Annotated in this window: 25 protein-coding genes; 11 read left to right on the plus strand and 14 right to left on the minus strand. The window is 41.3% G+C overall.

What is annotated here, in order from left to right:
- The first annotated feature begins 18 nt into the window (after positions 1 to 18).
- Entirely contained in the window at positions 19 to 1,137 is a 1,119-nt protein-coding gene (locus FTU98_RS02680; RefSeq protein WP_104852406.1) for a PilT/PilU family type 4a pilus ATPase, read from the plus strand.
- Between the two features lie 72 nt (positions 1,138 to 1,209).
- Here FTU98_RS02680 and fur read toward each other — a convergent pair whose 3' ends face one another.
- Positions 1,210 to 1,647: a ferric iron uptake transcriptional regulator gene (gene fur, locus FTU98_RS02685; protein ID WP_004975325.1), complete on the minus strand. Its 438-nt coding sequence runs from the start codon at positions 1,645 to 1,647 to the stop codon at positions 1,210 to 1,212.
- A gap of 118 nt (positions 1,648 to 1,765) precedes the next feature.
- Here fur and FTU98_RS02690 point away from each other — a divergent pair, with 118 nt between their 5' ends.
- The gene (locus tag FTU98_RS02690) at positions 1,766 to 2,164 is read left to right on the plus strand and encodes an outer membrane protein assembly factor BamE (protein WP_004975323.1); all 399 of its coding nucleotides are present in this window, start codon (positions 1,766 to 1,768) and stop codon (positions 2,162 to 2,164) included.
- Between the two features lie 56 nt (positions 2,165 to 2,220).
- Here the strand turns inward: FTU98_RS02690 and FTU98_RS02695 are convergent, their stop codons facing one another.
- The 10 genes from FTU98_RS02695 to FTU98_RS02740 form a co-directional block, all read right to left on the minus strand.
- Positions 2,221 to 2,541: an RnfH family protein gene (locus tag FTU98_RS02695; RefSeq protein WP_004975319.1), complete on the minus strand. Its 321-nt coding sequence runs from the start codon at positions 2,539 to 2,541 to the stop codon at positions 2,221 to 2,223.
- Positions 2,538 to 3,623: a hypothetical protein gene (locus tag FTU98_RS02700; RefSeq protein WP_004975316.1), complete on the minus strand. Its 1,086-nt coding sequence runs from the start codon at positions 3,621 to 3,623 to the stop codon at positions 2,538 to 2,540. The genes FTU98_RS02695 and FTU98_RS02700 overlap by 4 nt, the downstream gene beginning before the upstream one ends.
- Before the next feature lie 145 nt (positions 3,624 to 3,768).
- Positions 3,769 to 4,224, minus strand: coding sequence for a bacteriohemerythrin (locus FTU98_RS02705; protein ID WP_154320417.1), 456 nt, complete (start codon positions 4,222 to 4,224; stop codon positions 3,769 to 3,771).
- A 263-nt stretch (positions 4,225 to 4,487) separates the two neighbouring features.
- Positions 4,488 to 5,336, minus strand: coding sequence for a class II glutamine amidotransferase (locus tag FTU98_RS02710; RefSeq protein ID WP_096902262.1), 849 nt, complete (start codon positions 5,334 to 5,336; stop codon positions 4,488 to 4,490).
- A gap of 149 nt (positions 5,337 to 5,485) precedes the next feature.
- Positions 5,486 to 6,286: a GNAT family N-acetyltransferase gene (locus FTU98_RS02715; protein WP_168710353.1), complete on the minus strand. Its 801-nt coding sequence runs from the start codon at positions 6,284 to 6,286 to the stop codon at positions 5,486 to 5,488.
- A gap of 209 nt (positions 6,287 to 6,495) precedes the next feature.
- Positions 6,496 to 7,401 carry an acetylglutamate kinase gene (gene argB / locus FTU98_RS02720; protein ID WP_004975310.1) on the minus strand — a complete coding sequence of 302 codons (906 nt, stop codon included), beginning with the start codon at positions 7,399 to 7,401 and terminating at the stop codon, positions 6,496 to 6,498.
- A gap of 10 nt (positions 7,402 to 7,411) precedes the next feature.
- Positions 7,412 to 8,851 carry a phosphomannomutase/phosphoglucomutase gene (locus tag FTU98_RS02725; protein ID WP_180050349.1) on the minus strand — a complete coding sequence of 480 codons (1,440 nt, stop codon included), beginning with the start codon at positions 8,849 to 8,851 and terminating at the stop codon, positions 7,412 to 7,414.
- Positions 8,852 to 9,070: 219 nt separating this feature from the next.
- The gene (gene dut, locus FTU98_RS02730) at positions 9,071 to 9,523 is read right to left on the minus strand and encodes a dUTP diphosphatase (protein ID WP_004975307.1); all 453 of its coding nucleotides are present in this window, start codon (positions 9,521 to 9,523) and stop codon (positions 9,071 to 9,073) included.
- A 97-nt stretch (positions 9,524 to 9,620) separates the two neighbouring features.
- A complete protein-coding gene (locus FTU98_RS02735; protein ID WP_154320416.1) occupies positions 9,621 to 11,660 on the minus strand; it encodes a UvrD-helicase domain-containing protein in 2,040 nt (679 codons plus the stop codon).
- A gap of 169 nt (positions 11,661 to 11,829) precedes the next feature.
- Positions 11,830 to 12,483 (minus strand): OmpA family protein, encoded by a 654-nt coding sequence (locus FTU98_RS02740; protein ID WP_167846208.1) that lies wholly within the window; start codon positions 12,481 to 12,483, stop codon positions 11,830 to 11,832.
- A gap of 256 nt (positions 12,484 to 12,739) precedes the next feature.
- Between FTU98_RS02740 and FTU98_RS02745 the strand changes: the two genes are divergently transcribed.
- The 6 genes from FTU98_RS02745 (at position 12,740) to FTU98_RS02770 (ending at position 17,148) form a co-directional block, all read left to right on the plus strand.
- Positions 12,740 to 13,666, plus strand: a complete 927-nt coding sequence (locus FTU98_RS02745; protein ID WP_104852413.1) for an acyltransferase — start codon at positions 12,740 to 12,742, stop codon at positions 13,664 to 13,666.
- A gap of 15 nt (positions 13,667 to 13,681) precedes the next feature.
- Entirely contained in the window at positions 13,682 to 14,740 is a 1,059-nt protein-coding gene (locus tag FTU98_RS02750; protein ID WP_004975298.1) for a hypothetical protein, read from the plus strand.
- A gap of 143 nt (positions 14,741 to 14,883) precedes the next feature.
- Positions 14,884 to 15,609: a septum site-determining protein MinC gene (gene minC, locus FTU98_RS02755; protein WP_096902696.1), complete on the plus strand. Its 726-nt coding sequence runs from the start codon at positions 14,884 to 14,886 to the stop codon at positions 15,607 to 15,609.
- A 69-nt stretch (positions 15,610 to 15,678) separates the two neighbouring features.
- The gene (minD, locus tag FTU98_RS02760; protein WP_004975294.1) at positions 15,679 to 16,491 is read left to right on the plus strand and encodes a septum site-determining protein MinD; all 813 of its coding nucleotides are present in this window, start codon (positions 15,679 to 15,681) and stop codon (positions 16,489 to 16,491) included.
- 2 nt (positions 16,492 to 16,493) lie between these two features.
- Positions 16,494 to 16,766 (plus strand): cell division topological specificity factor MinE, encoded by a 273-nt coding sequence (gene minE, locus FTU98_RS02765; RefSeq protein ID WP_004975292.1) that lies wholly within the window; start codon positions 16,494 to 16,496, stop codon positions 16,764 to 16,766.
- A 94-nt stretch (positions 16,767 to 16,860) separates the two neighbouring features.
- Positions 16,861 to 17,148, plus strand: a complete 288-nt coding sequence (locus tag FTU98_RS02770) for a PA4642 family protein (RefSeq protein WP_004975291.1) — start codon at positions 16,861 to 16,863, stop codon at positions 17,146 to 17,148.
- A gap of 130 nt (positions 17,149 to 17,278) precedes the next feature.
- On the opposite strand, the gene FTU98_RS02775 is transcribed toward FTU98_RS02770, so the two are convergent.
- A complete protein-coding gene (locus FTU98_RS02775) occupies positions 17,279 to 20,467 on the minus strand; it encodes a DNA translocase FtsK (protein ID WP_104853253.1) in 3,189 nt (1,062 codons plus the stop codon).
- A 341-nt stretch (positions 20,468 to 20,808) separates the two neighbouring features.
- On the opposite strand from FTU98_RS02775, the gene trxB reads away from it, so the two are divergent.
- From trxB to FTU98_RS02790, 3 genes are all read left to right on the plus strand, one after another.
- Complete coding sequence (gene trxB, locus FTU98_RS02780) at positions 20,809 to 21,762, plus strand: thioredoxin-disulfide reductase (protein WP_180050352.1); 954 nt, start codon at positions 20,809 to 20,811, stop codon at positions 21,760 to 21,762.
- A 107-nt stretch (positions 21,763 to 21,869) separates the two neighbouring features.
- On the plus strand, positions 21,870 to 22,601 hold the full coding sequence (gene aat / locus FTU98_RS02785; protein ID WP_180050355.1) for a leucyl/phenylalanyl-tRNA--protein transferase: 732 nt from the start codon (positions 21,870 to 21,872) through the stop codon (positions 22,599 to 22,601).
- A gap of 24 nt (positions 22,602 to 22,625) precedes the next feature.
- Entirely contained in the window at positions 22,626 to 23,441 is an 816-nt protein-coding gene (locus tag FTU98_RS02790) for an arginyltransferase (RefSeq protein ID WP_131261724.1), read from the plus strand.
- Positions 23,442 to 23,481: 40 nt separating this feature from the next.
- Here FTU98_RS02790 and rimI read toward each other — a convergent pair whose 3' ends face one another.
- Entirely contained in the window at positions 23,482 to 23,940 is a 459-nt protein-coding gene (gene rimI / locus FTU98_RS02795; RefSeq protein WP_004975283.1) for a ribosomal protein S18-alanine N-acetyltransferase, read from the minus strand.
- 106 nt (positions 23,941 to 24,046) lie between these two features.
- Positions 24,047 to 24,928: a metal-dependent hydrolase gene (locus FTU98_RS02800; protein WP_004975282.1), complete on the minus strand. Its 882-nt coding sequence runs from the start codon at positions 24,926 to 24,928 to the stop codon at positions 24,047 to 24,049.
- Between the last annotated feature and the right edge of the window lie 337 nt (positions 24,929 to 25,265).

Raw genomic sequence — 25,265 nt, forward strand, 5'->3', positions numbered from 1 at the left:
TAAAATTCGAGATACGCGATGGACTTTAATGATTTACTGAATTTAATGATTCAGCAAAAAGCGTCTGACTTGTTTATTACAGCCGATGTTGAACCTTCCATGAAAATTCATGGACAAATTGTGCCTGTAGCCAAAAGTAAACTTACAGGTGAAATTGTCGGTCAGCTGCTTAACTCAATTATGAGTGAAAAACAGCGCAAGGAATTTGCCGAAACCCGTGAATGTAACTTTGCGATTACCAACCGTGAAAAAACAGCACGTTTCCGTGTCAGCGCATTCCAACAACGTGATGAGCCGGGCATGGTACTCCGTCGGATTGAAACCAAAATCCCGACCATGGATGACTTGAAACTGCCACCTATTCTCAAAGATTTGGCGATGACCAAACGTGGCATCATCATTTTTGTAGGTGCGACAGGTACAGGTAAATCGACCTCTTTAGCGTCTATTATTGGTTACCGCAACCAAAATTCCAAAGGTCATATCATTACCATTGAAGACCCGATTGAATTTGTGCATGAACATGCAGGCTGTATTATTACCCAGCGTGAAGTCGGGATTGATACCGACTCCTTTGAAATCGCATTAAAAAATACCTTGCGTCAAGCGCCTGATGTAATTCTGATTGGTGAGATTCGTTCCCGCGAAACCATGGATTATGCAATTGCCTTTGCCGAAACAGGTCACTTGGTATTTGCCACCCTACACGCCAACAACGCTAACCAAGCAATTGACCGTATTATTCACTTCTTTGAAGCAGACCGTCATAACCAGTTGTTCATGGATTTATCACTAAACCTGAAAGCGATTGTGGCACAGCAGTTAATTCCAACCATTGATGGCAACTCACGTCGTGCTGCGATTGAAATTTTAATTAACTCACCACTGATTGCAGATTTAATCCGTAAAGGTGATGTGCACGAAATTAAAGACCTGATGAAGCGTTCACGTGAGTTGGGTATGCAAACCTTTGACCAAGCTTTATACGACCTCTATAAAGCCAAGCAAATTAGCTACAAAGATGCACTTAAACACGCCGACTCGCCAAACGATTTGCGTCTACAAATCAAACTTGCAGAAGAAGGTGGCGAGCGCTTGTTACATGCAACTTCGAATATTACCTTCGATGGGCAATAACTTCGCAACAATGCTTAAACACAAACAAAATAGGCTTCCATACGGAAGCCTATTTTTTATGCTTACAGCAAATTATTTCTTGCGTAAGGCTTCACGACATTCTGGCGCATCACAATAACCATATAAATTCAGCGAGTGCCCTGTGAGCTCAAAACCAAATTTCTCTGCCACATCATGCTGTTCTTTTTCAATGGTATCGTTAATAAATTCAACCACTTTGCTACAGTTCAAGCAAACCAAGTGGTCGTGGTGATCTTCCTGCATAATTTCAAACACAGAATGATTGTTCTCAAAATTATGACGCTCAATAATGCCTGCAGCTTCAAACTGTGTTAACACACGATACACAGTTGCTAAACCCACATCTTCACCCTGATCGAGTAAAGTTTTGTAGATATCTTCTGCACTTAAATGATGTTGTTTTGAATTTTCTAATAATTCTAAGATTTTAATTCGTGGAAGGGTAACTTTAAGTCCAGCTTTGCGTAATTCTTGATTTGAAATAGGCATGAAAAAAGGTCTCTCAACAAAATTAAAGTTGGAATATGCAACAAAGTTAAGATGCAGTATGATCTAACACTGGATCAAGATCAAATGCATCATAATTAATTTGGGATAGTGTAGCAAAATGCAAAAAATCATGTTGACGTTATTGGTCACTTCACTGCTCGCAGGCTGTTCGACCTTGGGCGTTTATAAAGTCGATATTCCACAGGGTACACCTTTAACCCAAGCTCAAGCGTCTAAAGTCCAAGTCGGTATGAGTCATCAACAAGTCCGCTTTTTGCTGGGCAGTCCTACCATCGCCGACCCGATGAATCCATTACGTTGGGACTACATTTACAACTATATCCCAGGAACTTATGCTAAAAAAGCCAAGATCCCTGCCGCGCATGGTCAGCATTTGAAAATCTTTTTCAATCAAAATGGTATTGTAGAAAAAGTTGAAGGATTGGAAACGATTCCAGAATCTCAACCAGGCCTACCAGGATCGAAAGAAGCGATTCTCAACGCGCCACCACTATAGCCGCTTTAGAATAAAAAGAAACCCCTCACTGAAATTCATCTGAGGGGTTTTTTAAATCATTGCAATTGTCTCAAGCGATTGCTTTTGGCATAACGCCCTACTGGGTTCTTTGCGGCACGTTTACGACGAATATCTTTCGGGTTAATGGTCAAAGCACGATAAATCTCAACCCTATCACCTGCTTGTAATACATGCTGCGGCTCAACCCGTACACCAAAAATACCCAGCATCAACGGTTCAGGCAATGTCGTTGCTGTCACAAGTCCACTCTGCTGAATTGCATCCAGTACAGTCATGCCCTGCTGAAATGCGACAGCCACATGCCATTGTTGTTCGGGTGTGGCATACGCCACCCAAACCTGCGCCATTTGACTCATGCGATCCACTGTCCAATTAACGCCACCATCGCCACTACGATAGATACAGGTAACACCACACGTACCGCAATACGCCAAATGTTATAAAAGGCTTCACTGCTAAAGTTCATGGCTTTACGCAAATGGCTGATTTTCATAATCCAGCCTGCAAAAATAGCGTAAATCAAACAAATAACTAAGCCCCAAAGCAATAAGGCAAAATTAAATACAGGACTAATGGCAGGAATTGCCCAAGCCAAAGTTGCTGCAATCAATACAACCCACTGAATCGCAACCACCATTTGACGTTGTGCCAATTGTTCACGTGCCAATTGTAATAAAACCGCTGCTGCTGCAACAGTTGCCACCACCAAAGCCAATGCTGGAATTTGTGCTTGCACGGCAAAGAATGCAAAAGCAACGACTGCCAATAGCTGAGCAATCCAAATTGGCAATACCGTTGAAGTTGCTGCAGATTGTTGCTGTACTTGCGGCAAACTAGTTTGCCAGTACAAGCCCATGCCTAAACCACTGGCCACCAAAGCCAAAACGGTTGCACTGCCCCATTCGCTAAACTCAATTGAGGTGACTTGCCATGCAGGGAGTTCTGAACCCATCACCATCGATAAAACCAAAGCCGCCACAACAGCAACAGCGGTACATAGCAATAAAATTTGACGCGGCACTAATGACAATGCCAGTGCGAAAATAGCCACAATCACAAACAAGACATGACTAGCCAAGTCTGCAGCGGCATATTGATTTAAAATTTGCGCAGCATTAGACAACAAACCGCCTGCTAAAAATGGAATGAACACCACTGCAAGCCAGCCCACCAAACGCCATTTTTGAGAAGCATCGGCATCACGGGTTAAACTTAAAAGTGCTTGTAATGCTGTCGTTTTTGAGCGTTTGGCTAAGGCAATTTCCAAATAAGTAATCGGTAATGCCAAAATCAGCATGGTTGCTAACCACAACAACCAAAAGTCGAGCTGACGCTCAACCTGAATACCTGTCATTGGTGCGAGTGTGGCAATAATAATGAATGATAAACCAAATGCCATCAGCGGCGATAACCATCGTGACATAGCATTGTCCTGCATGACGCTGTCCTAATAAAAATCTACGGCTATTTTGCCTTTGTCATCAAGGAAAAGCAAAACCTCAAAAAAGAAAAAGCAAACTATCGTTAGATAGCTTGCTGCGCAAATTTATAATTTTTATTCTTTCATTTTTATGGCTTCAGACTTATGAGAAGAAACGAGCGAACCAGCCTTTACCTTTCTTCTTCTCATTTTCCTTAATAATACCCATCATATTCTCTTTCACTGCACCAACATAATCGGCGTCATCGTGTTGAATATGATTAATTAACCATTTTGATAAAACTTCATGCAATTCGCCTTCAATGGATTGTCCCATTTCAAAACGATCACGATAAAACTCAATTTTTTTAATGAATAAATCATGTACACGTTTATGTGGTACGCGGTATTTATAACCCGCTTCTTCTTGTAATGATTCTTCAAACGTAAAATGCGACTGGGTGTAATCAATAATATTATCTAAAATCTGCTTTACACGTGCTCGATCTGTACCATCGCTAATTTCAACAATTTCATTAATATAATCGAGGATACGTTTATGCTGATCGTCAATCACATCGATACCAGTGTTGTATTCTGGAACCCATTTCATCTTCATACGACCACCTTACAGAAATAAATGATTAATCACATTGCGGAATGGTAGCCGTATTTCCCATAAATAAAAATGAAGCGAATTGGTAGGGATTGGTTTGAATCGCACAAAAACAACACAAGACATTGATTTAAATAAATTTTAACAAAAATACCCGACTAAAAGAATCAATTATTAATTAACCAATTTATACATTTTCATTCTTGATTTAATTGAATTATACAATAATAAAATGAATATTTTTCAACCACACATACCCGTATAAATTAGTATTGATCCGCTTTGGTGATCCGTCTTAATTCAGGATTTAAACGCTCACGTTCCAAACGCGCAATATGTGTCATTTGGGTTTTAATTGGGCGTCCATGTTGAAATAAAATCATTTCACCTGGCTGAAATGCTGTCCATGTTTCATTTTGAGTCAAGGGTTCAGTGGTAATCACTGCCACACAATCCTCTGCTGTGGTGACTTGGCTAAAATCAACCTCAACATCTAAATCAATTAATTGTGCAGGCTGAAATGGATAAGCACGCACCAACCAATGTAATTTGGTCACCGCATAACTAAATAATGCCTGACCATTGGACAAACAAAAATTAAAAGTGCCATGTTCTGCAATTTTAGGAGAAATTTCGGCTAACAAGTCAAAAATTTGCGTCAGGCTCGGTTCATCATAACCAAAACGATTTACCAATTGATCTAACAAATAACAAAATGCACGTTCACTGTCGGTATTGCCCACAGGGGTAAAACGACCTGATAAACGTGGATGAAAGTCATGTAAATCACCATTATGGGCAAAAATCCACTGGCGTCCCCACAACTCACGACTAAACGGATGCGAATTTTCTAAATTAATTTTGCCTTGTGTCGCTTTACGAATATGGGCAATCACATTGCGCGATTTGATGGGATAGTTGCGGATCAATTCTGCAATGGGTGACTCCACTGCAGACTGGTTATCGACAAATAAACGGCAAGCTTTATCTTCAAAAAAAGCAATGCCAAAGCCATCAGAATGATCTGAGGTGATTCCTGCGCGCTGCGAAAATCCCCGAAATGAAAAGGTAATATCGGTAGGTGTCGCACAATTCATTCCAAGCAACTGACACATAAGGCCTTATCTTTATACAAATAATGAAATTATCTGATTATTGTGCATCATGCATGTGGATAATTCAAATCTGAAAAATATAAATAGATTTCTACAGTACCACTTCATAGATATGCAGTGCTGTAGAAATCTCTGCTTAATTATTCTAGTTAAGATGCTTTCACTTTCTTTTGGCGAATAAAATGTTTCGCCATTTGTTTCACATCTAACAAAACAAAATAATCTAGACAGTTAAACTCACGGTCATAAAATGCTTGCTCAGACAGCTTAGCATTCATTTTCAGATAAACATCAAACAGTTTAGGTATTCGTTCATCTTGGCTAAAGCTATGACTTGGACAACTTGGCTCAAACGGCTGCTGTGACTGAATATCGCAGCGTTGATTTTCTGCCAATTGTTGAATCGCTTGATGGGTATGATACGCGCGTGCTTCATTACCTTCCAAACGAATACTGACACAGCCAATCATGTGTTTGGCACGCATTTCCCATAACACTTTAGGCACTAAATTCAGCCATAAAATAGAGAGTGTTTTGCCTGAACGATAACGTGGATGCACGCAAGTACGCCCCATTTCGACAATATTCGAGAGATGCCCTAACTCATCTATAATTTTAAACTCGTGCGCACTATAACTGTTGGCTAGCTCATGCCCTTGCCAAAGTTTTAAACGAGTATAAGCAACAATTTCACCCGTAGATTTATCTCTGAGTACGGCGTGTTCACAGCCAAAATCGTACAAGTCCTGATCTAAAGCCGATTCAAATTCAATGCCAAATTGCTTGGAAAATTGCTGTGCACGAAAGCGCTGTACTTCTTGTAGTTGCTTTAAATTTTCAACCCATTCAAACGCATATTGCGTAGCTTTGCTGTTTTTTTTCTGTGCTTTACCCACTTTAACCATAGGAAAGCTAAACTGCTGACGATACTGATTTAATTTTTGTAGCATCATAGATACCTCATGTTTTCTCCTACACTAGGACAGCAGCATGACACTATGATGACCGCGATTTTAGCGACTACAATTTTAAGATTGCAGGATAGGTGCAAAGCAATTTCAAGGATGCTGAATCAACAAAATTTCAGTTTCTTGCCGTAAATTTGACATAAAAAAGAGCTTCAATTGTGAAGCTCTTTTAGGGATCATCTTATAGAGTTTTATTTACGCGTTTGGACACGGTTGGTAATTAATGTTCCCACACCATGATCAGTAAAGATTTCCAATAAAGTAGCATGTGGCACACGACCATCTACAATATGTGCACTGATTACACCGCCTTTAACTGCATCCAATGCACAACCCACTTTTGGAATCATGCCACCGTAAATCACGCCTGTATCAATTAAACGATCTACTTCCTGCGTAGTCAAACCAGTTAACAGGTTTTTATTTTCGTCTAATACACCCGTAATATTGGTCAGCAAAATTAACTTTTCCGCACCCAATGCTTCGGCAACTTTACCTGCGACTAAATCGGCATTAATGTTATAGGTATTGCCTGCATCATCGACACCTAAAGGTGCAATCACTGGAATAAAGTCGCTGCTGGTAAACATTTCCAACACGTCGGTTTTGACACCCACCACTTCACCCACCAAACCAAGGTCAATTTGTTGTACTTCGCCTGTTTCAGTAGTTTTTTGCATCAATAATTTTTGTGCGCGAATCAAGTTACCATCTTTACCCGTCAAACCAATGGCACGACCGCCATGTTGGTTAATCAGATTGACGATAGATTTGTTGACGCTACCACCCAAGACCATTTCTACGACTTCCATAGTCGTAGGATCGGTGACACGCATGCCATCAATACGGTCAGACTCACGTCCCAATTGCTTGAGCATAGAATCCACTTGTGGGCCACCGCCATGCACCACAATCGGGTTTAAGCCTACAGTCTTTAACAACACGATATCACGAGCAAAAGAACTTTCCAGCTCAGGATCGGTCATGGCATTGCCGCCATATTTCACAACAAGGGTCTTGCCCGCAAAACGTTGAATATACGGCAAAGCTTCAGTCAAAATTTGCGCTTTGTCGATACCAGTCTGTTGATGTGGCATTCGCCTCTCCTTATTGAGCATCTAAAATGTCTTGGGCGATTTCAGGGTATCGCTCACTTAACATGGAAACAAATGTATCGCGAATATCATTCAGTCGTGATGGATTATCGGCATCAAAACGCACCGTAAAATATTCGCCCGTATTGGATGCTCGAATAATGCCAAATCCATCTTCAAAATCAAGCCTTACGCCATCAATTTTACTTAATTGTGCGCCACTCTGCTGACTACAGCTTTCTACATCGTTTAAAACAGTGCTTGGTTCAATATTATGCGTACTAATATAAGTATCTTCTGTACAGCAGCGCTCAGGATATTTCTGCATCAGTGCTGAAATGCTACCGGCTTCACTTTGACTTAAATATTCCAGTACCCGCAAGGCGGCGTATATACCATCGTCATAGCCAAAACCACGCCCGTCATTAAATACATAATGCCCTGCATATTCGCCACCAAACACGGCTTTACCCTGCGACTGAGCTAAATAACGGCGCAAGAAAGTACTACCTGTACGAATCATCACCGCTTGACCGCCTAAATCACGCACGGTATTGCGTACCATAGTGGAGCATTTTACATCAAACACCACCTCATGCTGTGGATGGGTTTTTAGACACATTTCTGCAAATAAGGAAAGCAAACGGTCTGCTGAAATAACCTTTGCCTGTTCATCCAGCAATACCACACGGTCACCATCCCCATCTAAAGCAATGCCAATATCTGCCTGATGTTCAAGTACCGCAGTTTTTAAATGTTGTAAGTGCTTTTCTTGAGATGGGTCTGGCGCATGATCTGGAAAATGTCCATTGGCCACACAGCGTAGTACCACCACCTCACAGCCCATTTTTTGTAATACCAATGCAGCGCAATGCCCTGCCGAGCCATACATACCATCCAGCACCACTTTATAAGGGCGTGCCAAATGAATGTCCTGTAACATGGCATTTTGATATTGCTGGCAAGCATCTTCTATAAATTCATGTGAAGTAGTAGCGACAGAATTAGCCCATCCACTGTTACTTTGATTCAACACATAATATGGTGTGGCATCAATTGCCACTTGCTGAATCATTTCAGGCGTTGGCGGTTCACCCTGCATAATCCATTTAATACCATTGTCAGATTTTGGATTATGACTGGCGGTCAGCATAATGCCATTACCTGCAGTATGCCGTGCCATAAAATACAACATCGGGCTTGAGCAACAGCCCACCATCGTCACTTGAAAATGATGGGCAAGAAAGACTTGGCGCATAATTTCAGCATAAGCGGGGCTATTTAAACGCGCATCATAACCAATACTAATTTGAGTTTGCTTTTCTTGTTGATATTGTTGCACCAATCCTTGTGCAATGGCGTGTACCAATTTCGCGGTCAGCACAGTTTCTTTGCCACGAATGTCGTAAGCGCGAAAAATATGCTGAGGAAAAAGTGTTTGTGGATTGTTCATAGGCTTACAACTACAAAGATGAGCCAACATAAAGTGAATAAATCTTGGCTCGAGATATTTTGAAAATTCTAATTAGATTTTTTAATAGATGTGCAATGGTCTCATCAGAGCTAGTGATTTACTTGTCATTATTAGTACATCTTTCGTTACTTTTCAAGAATTGTTGGTAAAGTTTCAGATAAAACTTTACCAAACGATATAGGCTGAAACCTAAGTAACTTAGTTTTTGCCCGTATGCCCAAAACCACCTGCACCACGTTCGGTGGCAACAAATTCATCTACTTGTTCAAACTTGGCCTGTACCACAGGAACCAAAACGTATTGCGCTAAACGCTCACCAGGTTCTAAGCTAAATGCTGTTTGGCTACGGTTCCACACCGAAACCATCAATTCACCCTGATAATCTGAATCAATCAAACCCACCAAGTTCCCCAACACGATGCCATGTTTGTGACCCAAGCCTGAACGCGGCAAAATCATGCCTGCAAAACCTGTATCTTGAATATAAATCGCTAAACCTGTTTTGACCAAGACTGTTTGACCCGGCTCAATCACGGTGCTGCTGTCTACACAAGCACGTAAGTCCAAACCTGCCGAACCTGCGGTTGCATAAGTTGGCATTGGCCATTCTGTGCCTAAACGTGAATCTAAGACTTTAACTTGAACTTTCATGAAGTTTATCCTGTTTTTAAATTTTCAATTTTCTTTCGATTTTCGATGTGCCATTTGATGCTGTACTTGCATCAATGCCCTAAGTATTTTCAAAAAATTAGCGCTTGATTAAGGCACGTAAATTTTCCAAATAATGCTGTGCCTGTAATTTCGGATCGACATCACCGGCTAACTTTTTCTTACGTCCGAGCCATTCCAATTCATCTTGTGGTAATTCATCCAAAAAACGACTTGGGGTCATTTGTTTCATTTGCCCGCCCGCTTTGCGCTGCTCTGCCAAAGTAATGGTTAAGCCCTGACGTGCACGAGTAATCCCCACGTACATCAAACGGCGTTCTTCCTCGACAGTATCTGCCACAATTGAGTTTTTATGCGGTAAAAGCTCTTCTTCCAAACCAATCAAATACACGTACGGAAATTCCAAGCCTTTGGACGCATGCAGGGTGAGTAAATTGACTTTATCAGTGTCTTCTTCTTCCTGTTGCTGTTCGAGCATATCGAGCAGCACCATTTTACGAATCACGCTTTCAATATTCTTTTCATCGACATCTTCAGCACGGTTAATCAAACTTTGGATGCTGCTATATAGAACTTCGATATTATCTAGCTTGGTTTTTTCCTGCGCAGGGGTAGCTGCTTGCTCTTTAATGTAGTCGATATAACCTGCTTCGAGCATCATTTGACGGATGATTGGCACAGGTTCATCATCTTCCAATAAGTTACGCGTAAAATTGCTAATAAAATCTGAAAACTCTGCCAACTGCGTCGTGGCTTTTTTCGGAATTGCCATGGTTAGGCGCTGATCACCTGCAGCAGCCAATAATGACAAATGGTTTTCCTGTGCAAACAGCCCTAGTTTTTCCAAAGTCACAGGACCAATCGCGCGTTTAGGCGTGTTAATAATGCGTAAGAATGCGCTGTCATCTTCAGGGTTAATAATCAGACGCAAATAACTCATGATGTCTTTGATTTCAGCACGTGCGAAGAATGACTGCCCCCCCGAAAGCTTGTAAGGAATTTGCATTTGACGTAATTGGGTTTCCAGAATACGTGCCTGAAAGTTCCCTCGGTACAAAATTGCATAATCTTTCCAGCTTTTACCATTCATCAGTTTATGCGTGAGTAAGTCTTTAACCACGCGTTCTGATTCATCATCATCATTGCGGCATGTAATTACCCGAATCACTTCACCATGACCTTTATCTGACCACAGTTTTTTGTCAAAAATATGTGGATTATTGCCAATGACGGTGTTGGCCGCTTTTAAAATGCGACTGGTCGAGCGATAGTTTTGCTCAAGTTTAATCACTTTTAAATTCGGGAAATCATCTTTCAGCAAGGCCATATTTTCAGGCTTCGCACCGCGCCAAGCGTAAATCGATTGGTCGTCGTCACCTACCGCAGTGAACTGCCCCATTACGCCCACAAGTAATTTCACCAAGATATATTGTGCGGTGTTGGTGTCCTGATACTCATCGACCAATAAATAACGAACACGGTTTTGCCACTTGTCACGCACTTCGGCATTTTCTTGCAAAAGTCGTGTCGGCATTACAATTAAATCATCAAAATCTACCGCGTTATAGGCACGTAAATTACGTTCATAAAGTTGATATAAATGTGCAAACTGGATGTCTTCTGGCGTTTCGCAGGTGGTATGCGCCTGCTCTGGTGCAATCAGATCATTTTTCCAGTCTGAAATCATCTTCATGGCTTTGGCAATCAATTCTTTGCTTTCTGCACCCGACAAATTATCGCGGTGCATTAAATCCATCAGAATACGTTTGCAGTCATCGGCATCTAAAATAGAGAAGTTGGCTTTTAACGGCGTGTGTTTTAATTCAAGACGTAATAAATTCAGACCAAAGGTGTGGAAAGTCGAAACCGATAATCCTTTAGCTTCTTCACGTGACAACAATTTGGTCACACGCTCTTTCATTTCTCGTGCTGCTTTGTTGGTAAAAGTCATCGCTGTAATACGATGCGCAGGAATCCCGCAATGCTTAACCAAATAGGCAATTTTTCGGGTAATCACCGAAGTTTTGCCTGAACCTGCACCTGCAAGCACTAACAAGGGTCCTTGAGTGTATTTCATCGCTTCAAGTTGCTTGTCGTTTAACTGACTTGCCAGTGTCATAGTATTTCCTCTATTTCGGTTCGAGCTCGATTATAGTCATCTCCGCCAAAGATGACTAATCTAAAATGCTACTTTAGACGTCATTGTCTATTTGCTGAGTAGACCCTAGAAATTGCTTGCATAAAAAAACCGCCCGAAGGCGGTTCTTTACAATCTATACAATGCCAGATTATTGGATTGCATAAATGCTGATTTCTACACGACGGTTTTGCTCACGACCTTCTGCAGTAGCATTCGATGCGATTGGGTTTGCAGCACCGTGACCTTGTGCATTAATACGTGAAGTTGATACACCACGGCTAGCCAAGTAGTTTGCAACCGATTGTGCACGTGCTTGTGACAATGGAATGTTGATTGCGTCGTTACCAGTGCTGTCAGTATAACCTGTTACCAAAATACCGCTCTTGTTATCTTGGGTTAGCGTTTGCGCTACTTTGTCCAAGGTAGAATAGAAGTTTGGTTTGATGTTTGATTTGTTAGTATCAAACGTGATGTTACCCGGCATGATCAAGCCAACAGAACCATCGGCATTACGGTTTACTTCTACGCCTGTACCAGCCATTTGTTGACGAAGTTGTTTTTCTTTATTGTCAAGATAAACACCCGCAGCAGCACCCACTACAGCACCAATTGCTGCAGCACGGTTGTTTTGTGCACTTGTATTTGCGTTACTTTTAGAGACCCCATAACCTGCAGCAGCACCAATTACTGTGCCTAACGCAGTTTTGTCATATTCCATACCACCAAGGTTGTTACCAGTCGTTTGACAACCAGTTAAAACCATTGCCCCTACGACTGCTGCCGAAATTGCTAATGCACGCATGGCATGCCTCCTTACTTGTGTTTTGTTGTATATGCTGAATATTGAATGAAAAAATATACTTAGAACATTGATTTTTTGTTAATAAAAAAACTTTTACTTACAAATATACATGATCATGTACAAATCTTGGTATAACTTCATCACAATTTCTACACACTTTCACTTCAACACTTTTTTATTTTAAAAACAACATTTATATTGGAGTCATCTACAAACACGTGACGCATTGGACGATTTATCTTCAGGATTGATTTATATGTCATCGCAAGCAAAGAAACACCCTTTATTAAAAAAAATCACAAAAGGTCTCACCGTGGGTACAGTCATCACTGGCAGTACATTTTTTCACGGCCCTCCTGTGTTGGCTTTGGGCTTAACCAAACTGTTAAAGCAGTCACGTAAGGTCGATGAAACCAATATTCAAATTACCAACAGTTGGCTCAGTGTAAACAACTGGCTGATTGATCATGTATTACCCAATACCCAATGGGATATCAGCATTGATGAAGATTTGCAACTGAGCATGCAAGGTCGTTATCTCATGACCTGTAACCATCAAAGTTGGGTCGATACCACAGTAAATCAGTATTTTGGCTTAACCCGTATGCCATTGACCCGCTTTTTTACCAAGTGGGAACTGATCTTTATTCCCTTTGTAGGACAAGCCTTTAAAATTTTAGGCTTCCCAATGATGAAGCGTCACAGCAAAGCACAAATTGCCAAAAAACCTGAGCTGAAAGACCGCGATATGGAAGAAGCGCGTAAAGCCTGCCAACAGTTATTAAGTCAGCCCTTTACCCTGCTGAATTATTTAGAAGGCACACGCTTTACCCAAGAAAAACATGATCAACAACAATCGCCTTATCAACATTTATTAAAGCCAAAAGCTGGTGGTTTAGCTTTGGCATTGAATATTTTGGGTGATCAAATTGATGCCTTGGTAGATATGACCATTGTGTACCCAGATGGCGTGCCAGGCTATAGCGAGTTTTGGTTAGGTGAGGTGCCGCGCATTGCGGTGAATTTACGCAAAATTAATATTCCAGATTGGGTGTTGGGCGGCAATTACGAAGATGATGCTGAATATCGTGAGCGTTTTCAGCAATGGGTGCATGAACTGTGGCTGGAAAAAGATCAATTGATTGAAAGCATGCAACAAAAACTTGCAGCTCCGACTGCATAACCATTCAGGTACGCCATGAAAAAGTCTGAAGAACCTGTCATCAAATCCTCTTTTCATCCCCTGCGTAAAGATTCATGGGGATGGAAAATTGCCTTGGCTTATGACTTGTTTTTGATGGGTTTAATCATCTTTAACTTGTTCTGTTTAAGTGCCAATGCCATTTTAATGAGTGATTTTGGCGAATGGTTGTTCGATTTTATTCGTCTACCTGAAATTTTACAGTTTTATCGAACAGAATTGCGCCCTTGGGTGGTGATTACCGAAGGCTGGTTTACCACGTTTTTAATTGTAGAGTTGGGCGTGCGTTGGGGTATTGCAATTATTTTCAAACATCATCAGCGTTGGTGGTTTTTCCCGTTTATTCACTGGTATGAAATTCTTGCAATTATTCCGCAATTGCGTTTTTTACGTTTATTACGTGCCATCGCGATTGGTTACAACCTGCATAGCCATGGCTATAAAGTCATTCCAGACAGTTGGTATAAACGCGGCAACTTTTACTACAACTTGCTAATGGAAGAACTGAGTAGCCGTGTGGTGCTCACGGTACTTAATGGTGTGCAACGTGAATTGACCACCAGTACCACTCACAAACAATTTATTGATGATTTGGTCGAGCATCATCGTCAATTACTCGCGATTGCCCTAGCCGATATTTTGCAGGAATCCTTAGGCAAAGAATTACAAATGCAGCGTCACATGATTGCGAAAAATGTCGGGTTGGTGGTGAATCAAGCCATTGAAGATACGCCTGAACTGACGCAATTGCTGCGCCTGATTCCATTGGTCGGTGGACGTATTGAACAGCAAATTCAAAGTATCGGACAACGATTGGGCGAAAATATCACCCAAGGTTTAATTGAACCTTTTGCACAGCAGCATCAACAAGTACAAAATCCAACTTATCAAATGATTGCTGAAAAAATTAGTCAGATTGAGATTGAACATAATCAGCATATTGATAAATTAGTGGAATCAGCGATATTTGAAAGTTTAGAAGCAATTCGCAAACAAGTAAAAGTTAAACAATGGCAACAAATTTTAAATGAAGGACAACAACACGATATTTCATAAAGGTCTTTCGATAATTTTAGCTAAAACAATGTGAAATATTTTTAGTAACTGAACTAGAGAATTCACCCAATTTGTTCTAGGATTTGCTCTATTTATAAGATGACTTCAACAACCAGCAAAGTTAGAAGTGTTAAGGAATTATTATGGCTGACATACGGATAAAAGGCAGATTGGTCAATGCGATTCGCATTAGCTTAGACACCAATGATCATGATGCGATCCGCCAGCAACTAAGCCCAATGTTGCAAAAATCATTTCCACCAGGGGTTTTGGTGGTCATTGAAAGTTCAGTCGAACAAGAATTGATTGCGCTAATTCAATTGCTAATTAGCCTAGAAGCACAGCCAATTGCTGTGACTGAAGGCATTATGGCAGATCAGGCACGTGCTATTCAGTTCCCTGTCATCCCGCAAGACCGTCCATTGCAGGAAGTGAAAGCCACCAAAGAACAAGTGGTTGAAGTAAAACCTGAACCTGCGGCAGAACAGCAACAGACGGAAAATCAAGTTGCTGAAACTGCACCTGCTGTAGCGCATATTACGTCTTATCACGATGAAATTTTGCGTACAGGTCAATGCTTGGTACAACATCAGGGCGACATTATTTTAACCGCAGGCATCAACAGCGGTTCTGAAGTGATTGCTTCAGGAAATATACATATTTATGGTAGTGTACGTGGTAGAGTCATTGCCGGCGCGGGCGGGAATATTGCGGCACGAATTTTCTGTCATTCCCTAGAAGCAGAATTGGTATCTATTGCAGGCACGTATTGCGTGGCGGACGATATTCCTCAGCATGTGACTAAAAAACCTGTGCATATTTACTTAAATGATAACCAAGAGCTTGTATTTGAAGCTCTACAATTTTAATGTATAAATAATCACCAAAAATCCCCGAAAAAATATAGGGGAATTTAAACCATAACAGGAGTGGATTCGGTGGCGAAAATTGTTGTCGTAACATCAGGCAAAGGTGGCGTAGGTAAAACCACTACAAGTGCATCTTTTGCAACAGGTTTAGCCCTACGTGGTCACAAAACTGTTGTTATCGATTTTGACGTGGGTTTACGTAACCTTGACTTAATTATGGGTTGTGAACGTCGCGTTGTTTATGATTTTGTGAATGTATTAAATAATGAAGCGCGTTTACAACAAGCATTAATTCGCGATAAAGATATCGAAAACCTTTATATTCTTCCAGCTTCACAAACCCGTGATAAAGATGCCCTGACCGATGAAGGTGTGGCACGTATTATGGATGAGTTGGCACAAGAGTTTGATTACATTATTTGCGACTCACCTGCAGGGATTGAGCGCGGTGCCATTCTTGCAATGTATCATGCCGATGAAGCGATTATTGTGACTAACCCTGAAATTTCTTCAGTACGTGACTCTGACCGTATTATTGGTATGCTAGACAGCAAAACTAAAAAAGTAGAACAAAACGAAGGTCGTATCCGTAAGCACCTGTGTATTACACGTTACAACCCAGAACGTGCCGATAAACAAGAAATGCTGACGATTGATGACATTTCTAAAGATATTTTACGTGTACCTACTTTAGGCGTAATTCCTGAATGTAAGAGCGTACTTCAAGCATCAAACGAAGGTAAACCTGTCATTCTGTATAGCGATGCTGCTGCAGGTCAGGCTTATGATGACTTGGTTGCACGATTCTTAGGTGAAGAACGTCCGTTTCGCCATATTGAAGCGAAACCTAAGGGCTGGTTAGCACGATTATTTGGAGCGTAGACATGGCAGGATTTTGGAGCAAATTATTTAGCGGTGAAGATAAGCCATCTAGCGCACAAACAGCAAAAGATCGCTTAAAAGTGATTGTTGCTTCTGAACAAGGTCTTGGTAAACGCTTAAGCCAAGAAAAAATTGATCAGATGAAAAAAGAAATCATGCAAGTGGTAAATCGCTACGTGCGTGGTGTCGATGAACAACATATTCAAATGTCTGTGCGTTCAGAAGCCAATATTGAAATGTTGGAAATGAATATCAATTTGCCTGAAGAGCGATAATCTGAATACTGATTAGTCAAGCAAATTGAATCAGGGCAAAATAACACTAGTTATTTTGCCCTATTTTTTTCAAAAGAATATAAAGGAGATTGCCATGGCATTATCTCAACCTGCGACCTTTAACGAAGCATGGTCGGATGAACGTGTATTTGCCTATTTGAATCAACTTCCACCTGCAGGTGTGAATGCAGATTTTCACGTACTCTATCACGCATTTAAACACATGCGTCCAAGCGACTATGAACGTCTATTGACACAATTTGTTGCCGATGGTCGCGATGTCAATGCCACTAATCCTGAAGGTCAGCGTATTCACGATGTGATTGCTGAATTTCCACGTCAAAAAGATGGTTTTTTAGCAGTTTTAGCCAAGTTTGCTTAAACTGTTTAAACACAATCTCTGGCTAAATTCAGCCAAAAAGATTGAGTGTAAAAAGAAAAAATCCCGCAATTGAATTGCGGGATTTTTTTATAGCACTACTTGATTCAAAATCAAACAGAAAGTGAAAGCTTTACACTAAAATTTCACGTTTCCCATTTGCTCCTTGCTCGCTCACAATGCCTTGCTCTTGCATCTGATCGACAATACGTGCCGCACGGTTATAGCCCAAGCTAAATTTGCGCTGTAAAGATGAGGTCGACACTTTACGTGTTTCCAAAACAAATGCTACACACTGATCATACAACACATCACGGTCTGGACTGCCTTCACCATCTTCAAAACCACGTGAAGATGGTTCTTCATCAAATGGCGTCAAGATTTCATCGACATAGTCAGGATCGCCACGCTCACGCCACGCATCACAAATACGGTTGACTTCATCATCCGAAATAAATGCGCCATGCACACGTTCTGGCTCAATTTTACCCGGCCCTAAAAATAGCATATCACCATGACCAAGCAGGTCTTCTGCACCGCCCGCATCCAAGATAGTACGTGAGTCAATTTTCGAGTTCACACGCAAAGCTACACGGGTTGGAATGTTGGCTTTAATTAGACCTGTGATCACATCCACCGATGGACGCTGAGTTGCTAAGAGTAAGTGAATCCCTGCTGCACGTGATTTTTGTGCCAAACGGGTAATCATTTCTTCCGCTTTCTTGCCCACTTGCATGATCATGTCGGCAAACTCATCTGCCACAATCACAATAGATGGCAATGGTGTTAAACGCGGTGCACGTTCTTGCGTTGCTGAATCTCCCGGCTTCCAAGTTGGATCAATTAAATCTTCACCATTGGCAATAGATTCTTCAACCTTACGATTATAGTCGCTTAATTTACGAATTTTCAGGAAAGACATTAGCTTATAACGACGTTCCATTTCATTGACACACCAATTTAAAGCGCTGACGGCATCTTTCATATCAGTCACTACAGGCGTCAATAAGTGTGGAATATCGTTATAGTTGGCGAGTTCCAATTGTTTCGGGTCAATCAAAATTAAGCGTAATTGATCAGGCTTGTATTTCAGCAACATCGACAAAATCATCGAGTTCACTGCTACTGATTTACCTGAACCCGTTGTCCCTGCTACGAGCATGTGTGGTGCTTTGCCCAATTCAGTAATCACAGGATTGCCTGAAATGTCTTTCCCCATCGCCATAGATAAAATGCCGTTTGGATCTTCAAAAGCAGGCGTTTGTAATAACTCAATCAAACGTACCATTTCACGTGAACTATTCGGTACTTCAATGCCAATATACGGTTTGCCCGGAATCACTTCGACCACACGTACCGATGCCATCGACATTGAACGCGCCAAGTCACGAGAAATATTGGTTACTTTTGAAGCTTTGACCCCAGGTGCCAAATCCAGCTCAAAACGGGTCACGACAGGACCAGGCTGTGCTTCAACCACTTTGGCTTTGACATTAAATTCCTGTAATTTAATTTCCAGCAATTCCGACAAGCGCGATAATTGTTCTGCGGTGAAGTTCACTTTTTTGTTTGGATCGACTTTATCAAGCAAATCCAAACCCGGTAATGGCGATAAATCACGACGTTTTTCTGCAACCTGCATGGCGCGTGACATCGGACGACCATGTGCATCGGTCAGCGGCGCATCAAAATCAAAGTCATCTTCGTCTAGTGGTTTGCCTGCGGTTTCCTGCCAAGCTTCGATAAATGCTTCTTTGGATAACGCCACTTTTTCTGCTTGTTCAGCCTGTGTAGCAGTCGCTGCGTTTGCCATCACTGCGGCAGTGGCTGCCGTCTGAATAGGTGCCTGAACAAAAGCAGAACTTTGTGCATAGCTACTGGTACTACGCGCTACAGGCGCTTGATCTTGAAATGCATCTTGCTGTAACTCATCACCCAAAAGATCATCCACCAACAAGTCATCTAAACTGTCTAAATCATGCTGCAAATGGCGCTCTTGGCGTACAGCATGATTTTGCGTATTCGAAGCACTTGACGATGGCGGGTTAAAATCTGACTCAAATCTGCTGAGATCATCGTTAAAATTGTGAGCCGTAGGATTCGAGTGCGGATGCACTGTTTCTTGCTGGGTCACAGACTCATCTAAAGTATCCATTGCCCCGCTGTTTTGGAATGGGCTGTGTAAATCACTTGCAGCTTTGCCTTGCGGAACTGCTGCGAGCAATTCATCAAAAATTTGATCATCATCCCAATCTAACGAAGATTTTGCAGTGGCTTGAGATGCCGTAGATGCAGGACGCACTTCATCAAAAGGATTCGATTGTAGATGTGGCTCTGGTTCTTCAGAAGCACGTAATAATGCATGAATGTCTTGGTTATGCTGACTGTCGGTATTTTCTTGTAAAGCACGCCACACTTCGCCTGTCGCAACAATACGCTGGCTGTCTTGTTCTAAGCGATGCGCCTTTTCGATGGTTTTTTCTAACTCAACATCATCAATTTCATCTTGCACCAATAGCTGTTGCTGCGCCTGTTGCTCTTCTTCTTCACGTTGCTGCATGTGATTAAACATACGCTCTGCCGCAGGATGTGGCGCAGTTGTTTCAGCTTCTTTCGCCTGTGCAACCACGGGTTCACTTGCTGCTTCTAAATCAGTTGATGCCACTTCAACAGCAACCACAGGTGCAGCAGCGACAACGGTCTTTTTCACCTGTGGTGTAGAACGGTCAAAGTCAGATTCTGCTTCAGGTACATTGCGATAGAACAAATCTTGCAGATAAGCAGGTGTAGCTTTTAAAGTTGCCCACGTTCTGTTCCACTTCACCCCAAATGCGAGGGTAAATAAGAAAATCCAAAAGACGACTAAAAAAAGTGTTGCTCCATAAATGGTTAAAATTTGCGATAAACTTTTCCCAAGTTCAAAACCAATGATGCCGCCTGAGGCATTGTCTAACGTATCGGCAGGTACTTGCCAAAATAAATACAGCAAACTTGCTGTTGCCAATAAAATGAAGAATTGTGCAGCATAACGAAATGGTCGGTTTAAAAAACTACGTGGCCACCAGACTTGTAAGGCTTCAATAAAAAAATAAGCAGGAAGAAGCAGACTCGCCCAACCTAAAAAGCCAAACAGTAAATCGGCAATCCACGCACCTGCGATTCCACTCGCATTTGAAACCTGTTGGGTGTCACTGGAAATGTGCATCCAACCTGGGTCAAATGGAGTATAGGTCACCGTTGCAAGGAACAGATATATTCCAAAAGAGACCAAAAATAATGTCGCTATTAAGCGATGTGCATAAGCACCCGACACCGCAGTCATATATTGTCCTGTCGCCAATTCTTCATCAATGTTTTTTGTTTGTTCGATGGTCTTAAAAAGCCACCTGATTCGGAGCGTCTGTATTTCATTTAGCTGTGTCATTTAAGTTGCATTTCACGATGCAAGCTTCACCACACAGCAAGCTATAAATTATAACAGACCTTCTATTATGCATGTGTTGCCTAGAAAAAGATGCAAGATTATTGAAGTGTGTTGTTAACTTTTTCTATATAGCTCAAATCGATTTACATGATCAGTAATATCAACTTTAATCACACAGCAAACTCATCCTGTTTCACGTATAATTCCATAAATTTCTAAATAAAAAAAGGATGCTGTGCATGAGCGCTCGTCACTCACGTTTAATTATTTTAGGTTCAGGCCCTGCAGGTTATAGTGCTGCAGTATATGCTGCACGTGCCAACTTAAAACCGACTTTAATTGCAGGCTTACAATTGGGTGGTCAACTCACCACAACTACGGAAGTTGATAACTGGCCAGGTGAACCTGAAGGTTTAACAGGCCCAGCGTTAATGGAACGTATGCAAGCTCATGCGGAACGCTTTGGCACAGAAATCGTGTATGACCATATCAATGAAGTAAACCTGAATGTGCGCCCATTTGTACTGAAAGGTGATATGGAAGAATTTACCTGTGATGCTTTAATCATTTGCACAGGTGCGACTGCACAATATTTAGGTTTAGAATCTGAAGCAGCATTTATGGGTCAAGGCGTAAGTGCTTGTGCTACCTGTGATGGTTTCTTCTACAAAAACCAAAAAGTGATGGTCGTTGGTGGTGGTAACACGGCTGTTGAAGAAGCATTATACCTGTCTAACATTGCATCACACGTGACATTGGTGCATCGTCGTGATTCACTTCGCTCTGAAAAAATCTTGCAAGATCATTTATTTGCCAAAGAAAAAGAAGGCAAAATCAGTATTCTTTGGAATAACCAAGTTGATGAAGTCTTGGGCGACAACACAGGCGTAACTTCAGTACGTTTAAAATCAACCACTGATGGCTCTACTCAAATTGTTGATGTGTCTGGCTTATTCATTGCGATTGGTCACAAACCGAATACAGGCATGTTCGAAGGTCAATTGAACTTGCGTGATGGTTATATCCAAGTACAAAGCGGCACTTCAGGCAATGCGACTCAAACTTCTGTGGCTGGCGTATTTGCTGCAGGTGATGTGGCCGATTCAATTTATCGCCAAGCGATTACTTCTGCAGGTTCAGGTTGTATGGCAGCTTTGGATGCAGAAAAATATTTAGATGCACTTGGTGAATAATTTAGTGACCAAGTTTAAAGACCGCTCTCCTTGAGCGGTTTTTTTATCACGGCATTTTTAGGTATGATGAAATCAAGTTCATCGTAAAACTTCATACGGCAATTGATATGCACACGCTCCCGGCTTCACAATTCATTTTCCCCGATCCCATTGAAGTCGATCCTGAGGGTGAAGGCTTGATTTGTGTAGGTGCAGACCTCTCCCCTTCTACGCTCTATGAAGCCTATACACATGGCTTATTTCCATGGTTTTCAGAAGGTGATCCTATTTGCTGGTGGAGTCCTGAACCGCGTTGTGTGATTATTCCGCAATATTATCAGCCCAGTAAATCTTTAATCCGTAACATGAGAAAAATGGATTATCGCATTACTGTCAATCACGCCTTTGAACAGGTGATTCGCAATTGTGCCTTGCCCCGTAGCTACGCCAATGAAACTTGGATTTCTGAAGAGATCATTCAAGGGTATTGTCAGCTTTTTGCAGCAGGTTATGGCTACAGTGTCGAAGTTTGGGAGCAAGATCTTTTGGTCGGCGGTTTGTATGGGGGCAGCATTGGCAAGGGCTGTTTTGGCGAGTCCATGTTTAGCCATCGCACTGATGTATCTAAAATGGCATTTTATAGTTTGATGCTGCTCGGACAAGAACAACAATTGCCTTGGATTGACTGTCAATTGGTCAATGATCATTTAATTAGTCTGGGCGCATGTACACTTTCTCGCCAAGACTATCTTAAATCGTTACAAGATGTTGTAAAACAACCTGCAATCAATTGGAAAAAATATCAGGACAGTGTATTTTCAAGTAAAACAATAGCGCAGTATGCGCGCCTACTTGAATGACAATAACAGAGAGGGATCTTGACAATGAATTCATATCACCCAAAATCCCTGCTAAATGATTTGCAGTATTACATTACTCCGCCGCATGATTGCAGCTATTTACCTGAAAAATCTGCGCGGATGGTTTTTTTAGATCCTGCACATAAAATTGATGTGCTGACTTTGTCTGAACTCTCTCGGGTCGGTTTTCGTCGCAGTGGCGATTTTGTCTATCGTCCTGAATGCCATTTGTGCCGCCAATGCCTTTCTTCACGTATTCCTGTCGCTGAATTTAAAATGAACAGCACGCAAAAGAAAGCTTGGAAACGCAATCACGATTTACAGATCAAAATCACCAAGCCACAAGATGCAGGTGATTTGCATTATGCGCTGTATGAACGCTATATCAATGAACGACATGCCGATGGCGATATGTTCCCTGCCAGCCGTGACCAATTTGAAAAATTCCTAATCCACAGTTGTACCAGCAGCTTCTTTTTAGAGGTTTGGCAAGATGATCGCTTAATTGCAGTATCGACCTGTGATTATTTAGATGATGGTATTTCTGCGGTCTATACCTTTTTTGACCCAGACGAAAGTCGTCGCTCACTCGGAACATTTGCTGTATTAAAACAAATTGAACAGGCACAGCATTTGGGACTGCAATATGTTTACTTAGGTTATTGGGTACCACATTCCAATAAAATGAACTATAAATCGCAATATGTGCCCCTTGAGCTACTGCTTGATGGTCAATGGCGACGCATTAACCGCAGCCTAAATACCGATGAGGTGCAGCAATTGGGAAACTCCTTAATGACCACGCTGCCCTTAGGCTGGAATAACTCCATCATCAAATAAAAATGTAATGATGCAATACTGATTTTTGCATCGATCAGATTCACTTAAACAAACTGGCAAAATCATCGCTACAAGATTTCACCATAATAATGGCATGCTCCCGTGTGCCATCCGTTTTAGGATAATAATTTTTACGTAAATCAATTTGATGAAAACCTGACTTTTCATACAGGGCTATCGCAGCTAAATTACTTTCACGTACTTCTAAAAAAATCTGCACAGGTTGGTTTTTCAAACCTGCAATAGAATGTTCTAGCAGTTGATAACCTAAACCTTTGCCTTGCTGACTTGGATGCACCGCCATCAACAACAAATTTGCTTCATCCAACACAGGTTGCAAAATACAAAAACCCACCACTCTCCCTGCATGTTCAATCACGGTACTGTGATAACTCTCTACCGCTTCGGCAAATTGTTTGGCACTCCACGGATGACTTTGTACCAAATTTTCAATCGCAACCACATCGGCGACATCATGGGCTTGCATTAAACGAATCATAAGAAATGATCTTGTGCTGTTCTAAGATGTAGGCATTATAGATTTCACGACAAAAAAATCGAGCAAAAAAAAAGGCAACTTACGTTGCCTGACCAAAAGGAAAAGTTTAAAAGCCTAATTTAGCTTTCCAAGTATTTAATAATGTTGTGGTATCAAAATCGTTAGGATGAAAATTCGGTTTGAAATAGAACAACATTTCTTTGCCCATGCCTGTAATAATCCCTTTAGATGGACTATAGGCATAACGATAAATCATGCGTAAATTTTCCAAATTCAACTGCTTGTCTTGTTTTAGTAAACGCCACAAAAAATAGTTTTGTACAAAAAATAAAGTCAGCATCGAAATAACCAAAGAACTTGTACGTAGTGCATAGGCTTTCAGACCTTTGCCAAACACACCTTCAAATACATCATACGCAACAGCTTTATGTTCGTTTTCTTCAATCGCATGCCACAACCACATAGTTTTCATGGTGTCATCGGTCATCAATTCTTGAATATGTGAATTGGTCAATAATTGTGAGGCAATCGTAGCTGTGAAATGTTCTAGCGCAGTGGTCGCAGTTAAATCTACCATTTTCTGTGTAATGCCAATCGGTTTAGCCAACTTTGCCATAAATTTGCGTGTAGTTTGAATCACAGTATCTGTATAACAATCCAAAGTATCAACATCATGCCCAAATTTCTGTGCAGAGGCATTAAAACCGACATGCTCATGCGTGTGCATGGCTTCTTGTCCAATAAATGCACTGATTTCTTTCTGTAAATCTGCATTGTCTTTCAGCATTGGGTGATAACGCACAGCACGCACACTGTCTATAAAGAACTTCTCACCTGCGGGAAATAACGCAGATAATGCAGTCATAAAATGCGTTAGACCTGCATTACCATTCATCCAATATTCAGGTACAGCATCAAAGTTGAAATTCATTCGACGGACAGGAAAACTCGCCCCTGCACGTTCACTAATACTCACTTTAGCATTCATGTTGCTCACTCCTGAGGTTACAACAATGAAGTCATTCATTTCCTGTAACCCGCTATATTTTTTATTTTTCGGTATGAGTTCATATTACGGTTTTCTGTGCGGTATTTAAGTGCAGTTAAGGACAGTGAGTTGTCAGTTCAGGACATGAGGAATAAAAAATAATGATAAGTGAAATTATTTTTTGTGACGCAAGAGTAAAAAATAGACAATGAAATTATTTTTACGACGCAAGAGTAAAAAAATAGACGATGATTTTTTATGACGTAAGAGCAAGAATAATTAGACAGCAAAATTATTTTTATGATGTAAGAGAAAAAAAGGCAACTAAACCGCAGCA

This window comes from Acinetobacter sp. YH12211, assembly GCF_013418015.1.
GTDB classification, from domain to species: Bacteria; Pseudomonadota; Gammaproteobacteria; order Pseudomonadales; family Moraxellaceae; genus Acinetobacter; species Acinetobacter towneri.

Excerpts from the sequence above, each read along its gene's own strand:
- argB (WP_004975310.1), bottom strand. The coding sequence starts at position 7,401 with ATGCCACATCAACAGACTGGTATCGACAAAGCGCAAATTTTGACTGAA.
- FTU98_RS02770 (WP_004975291.1), top strand. The coding sequence starts at position 16,861 with ATGGCATTATCTCAACCTGCGACCTTTAACGAAGCATGGTCGGATGAA.
- dut (WP_004975307.1), bottom strand. The coding sequence starts at position 9,523 with ATGAAAGTTCAAGTTAAAGTCTTAGATTCACGTTTAGGCACAGAATGG.
- FTU98_RS02735 (WP_154320416.1), bottom strand. The coding sequence starts at position 11,660 with ATGACACTGGCAAGTCAGTTAAACGACAAGCAACTTGAAGCGATGAAA.
- FTU98_RS02800 (WP_004975282.1), bottom strand. The coding sequence starts at position 24,928 with ATGAATGCTAAAGTGAGTATTAGTGAACGTGCAGGGGCGAGTTTTCCT.
- FTU98_RS02695 (WP_004975319.1), bottom strand. The coding sequence starts at position 2,541 with ATGAGTCAAATGGCGCAGGTTTGGGTGGCGTATGCCACACCCGAACAA.
- FTU98_RS02740 (WP_167846208.1), bottom strand. The coding sequence starts at position 12,483 with ATGCGTGCATTAGCAATTTCGGCAGCAGTCGTAGGGGCAATGGTTTTA.
- FTU98_RS02750 (WP_004975298.1), top strand. The coding sequence starts at position 13,682 with ATGAAAAAGTCTGAAGAACCTGTCATCAAATCCTCTTTTCATCCCCTG.
- FTU98_RS02790 (WP_131261724.1), top strand. The coding sequence starts at position 22,626 with ATGAATTCATATCACCCAAAATCCCTGCTAAATGATTTGCAGTATTAC.
- FTU98_RS02700 (WP_004975316.1), bottom strand. The coding sequence starts at position 3,623 with ATGCAGGACAATGCTATGTCACGATGGTTATCGCCGCTGATGGCATTT.
- minC (WP_096902696.1), top strand. The coding sequence starts at position 14,884 with ATGGCTGACATACGGATAAAAGGCAGATTGGTCAATGCGATTCGCATT.
- fur (WP_004975325.1), bottom strand. The coding sequence starts at position 1,647 with ATGCCTATTTCAAATCAAGAATTACGCAAAGCTGGACTTAAAGTTACC.
- FTU98_RS02715 (WP_168710353.1), bottom strand. The coding sequence starts at position 6,286 with ATGCTACAAAAATTAAATCAGTATCGTCAGCAGTTTAGCTTTCCTATG.
- trxB (WP_180050352.1), top strand. The coding sequence starts at position 20,809 with ATGAGCGCTCGTCACTCACGTTTAATTATTTTAGGTTCAGGCCCTGCA.
- FTU98_RS02680 (WP_104852406.1), top strand. The coding sequence starts at position 19 with ATGGACTTTAATGATTTACTGAATTTAATGATTCAGCAAAAAGCGTCT.
- FTU98_RS02745 (WP_104852413.1), top strand. The coding sequence starts at position 12,740 with ATGTCATCGCAAGCAAAGAAACACCCTTTATTAAAAAAAATCACAAAA.
- FTU98_RS02725 (WP_180050349.1), bottom strand. The coding sequence starts at position 8,851 with ATGAACAATCCACAAACACTTTTTCCTCAGCATATTTTTCGCGCTTAC.
- FTU98_RS02705 (WP_154320417.1), bottom strand. The coding sequence starts at position 4,224 with ATGAAGATGAAATGGGTTCCAGAATACAACACTGGTATCGATGTGATT.
- aat (WP_180050355.1), top strand. The coding sequence starts at position 21,870 with ATGCACACGCTCCCGGCTTCACAATTCATTTTCCCCGATCCCATTGAA.
- FTU98_RS02710 (WP_096902262.1), bottom strand. The coding sequence starts at position 5,336 with ATGTGTCAGTTGCTTGGAATGAATTGTGCGACACCTACCGATATTACC.
- minE (WP_004975292.1), top strand. The coding sequence starts at position 16,494 with ATGGCAGGATTTTGGAGCAAATTATTTAGCGGTGAAGATAAGCCATCT.
- rimI (WP_004975283.1), bottom strand. The coding sequence starts at position 23,940 with ATGATTCGTTTAATGCAAGCCCATGATGTCGCCGATGTGGTTGCGATT.
- FTU98_RS02775 (WP_104853253.1), bottom strand. The coding sequence starts at position 20,467 with ATGACTGCGGTGTCGGGTGCTTATGCACATCGCTTAATAGCGACATTA.
- FTU98_RS02690 (WP_004975323.1), top strand. The coding sequence starts at position 1,766 with ATGCAAAAAATCATGTTGACGTTATTGGTCACTTCACTGCTCGCAGGC.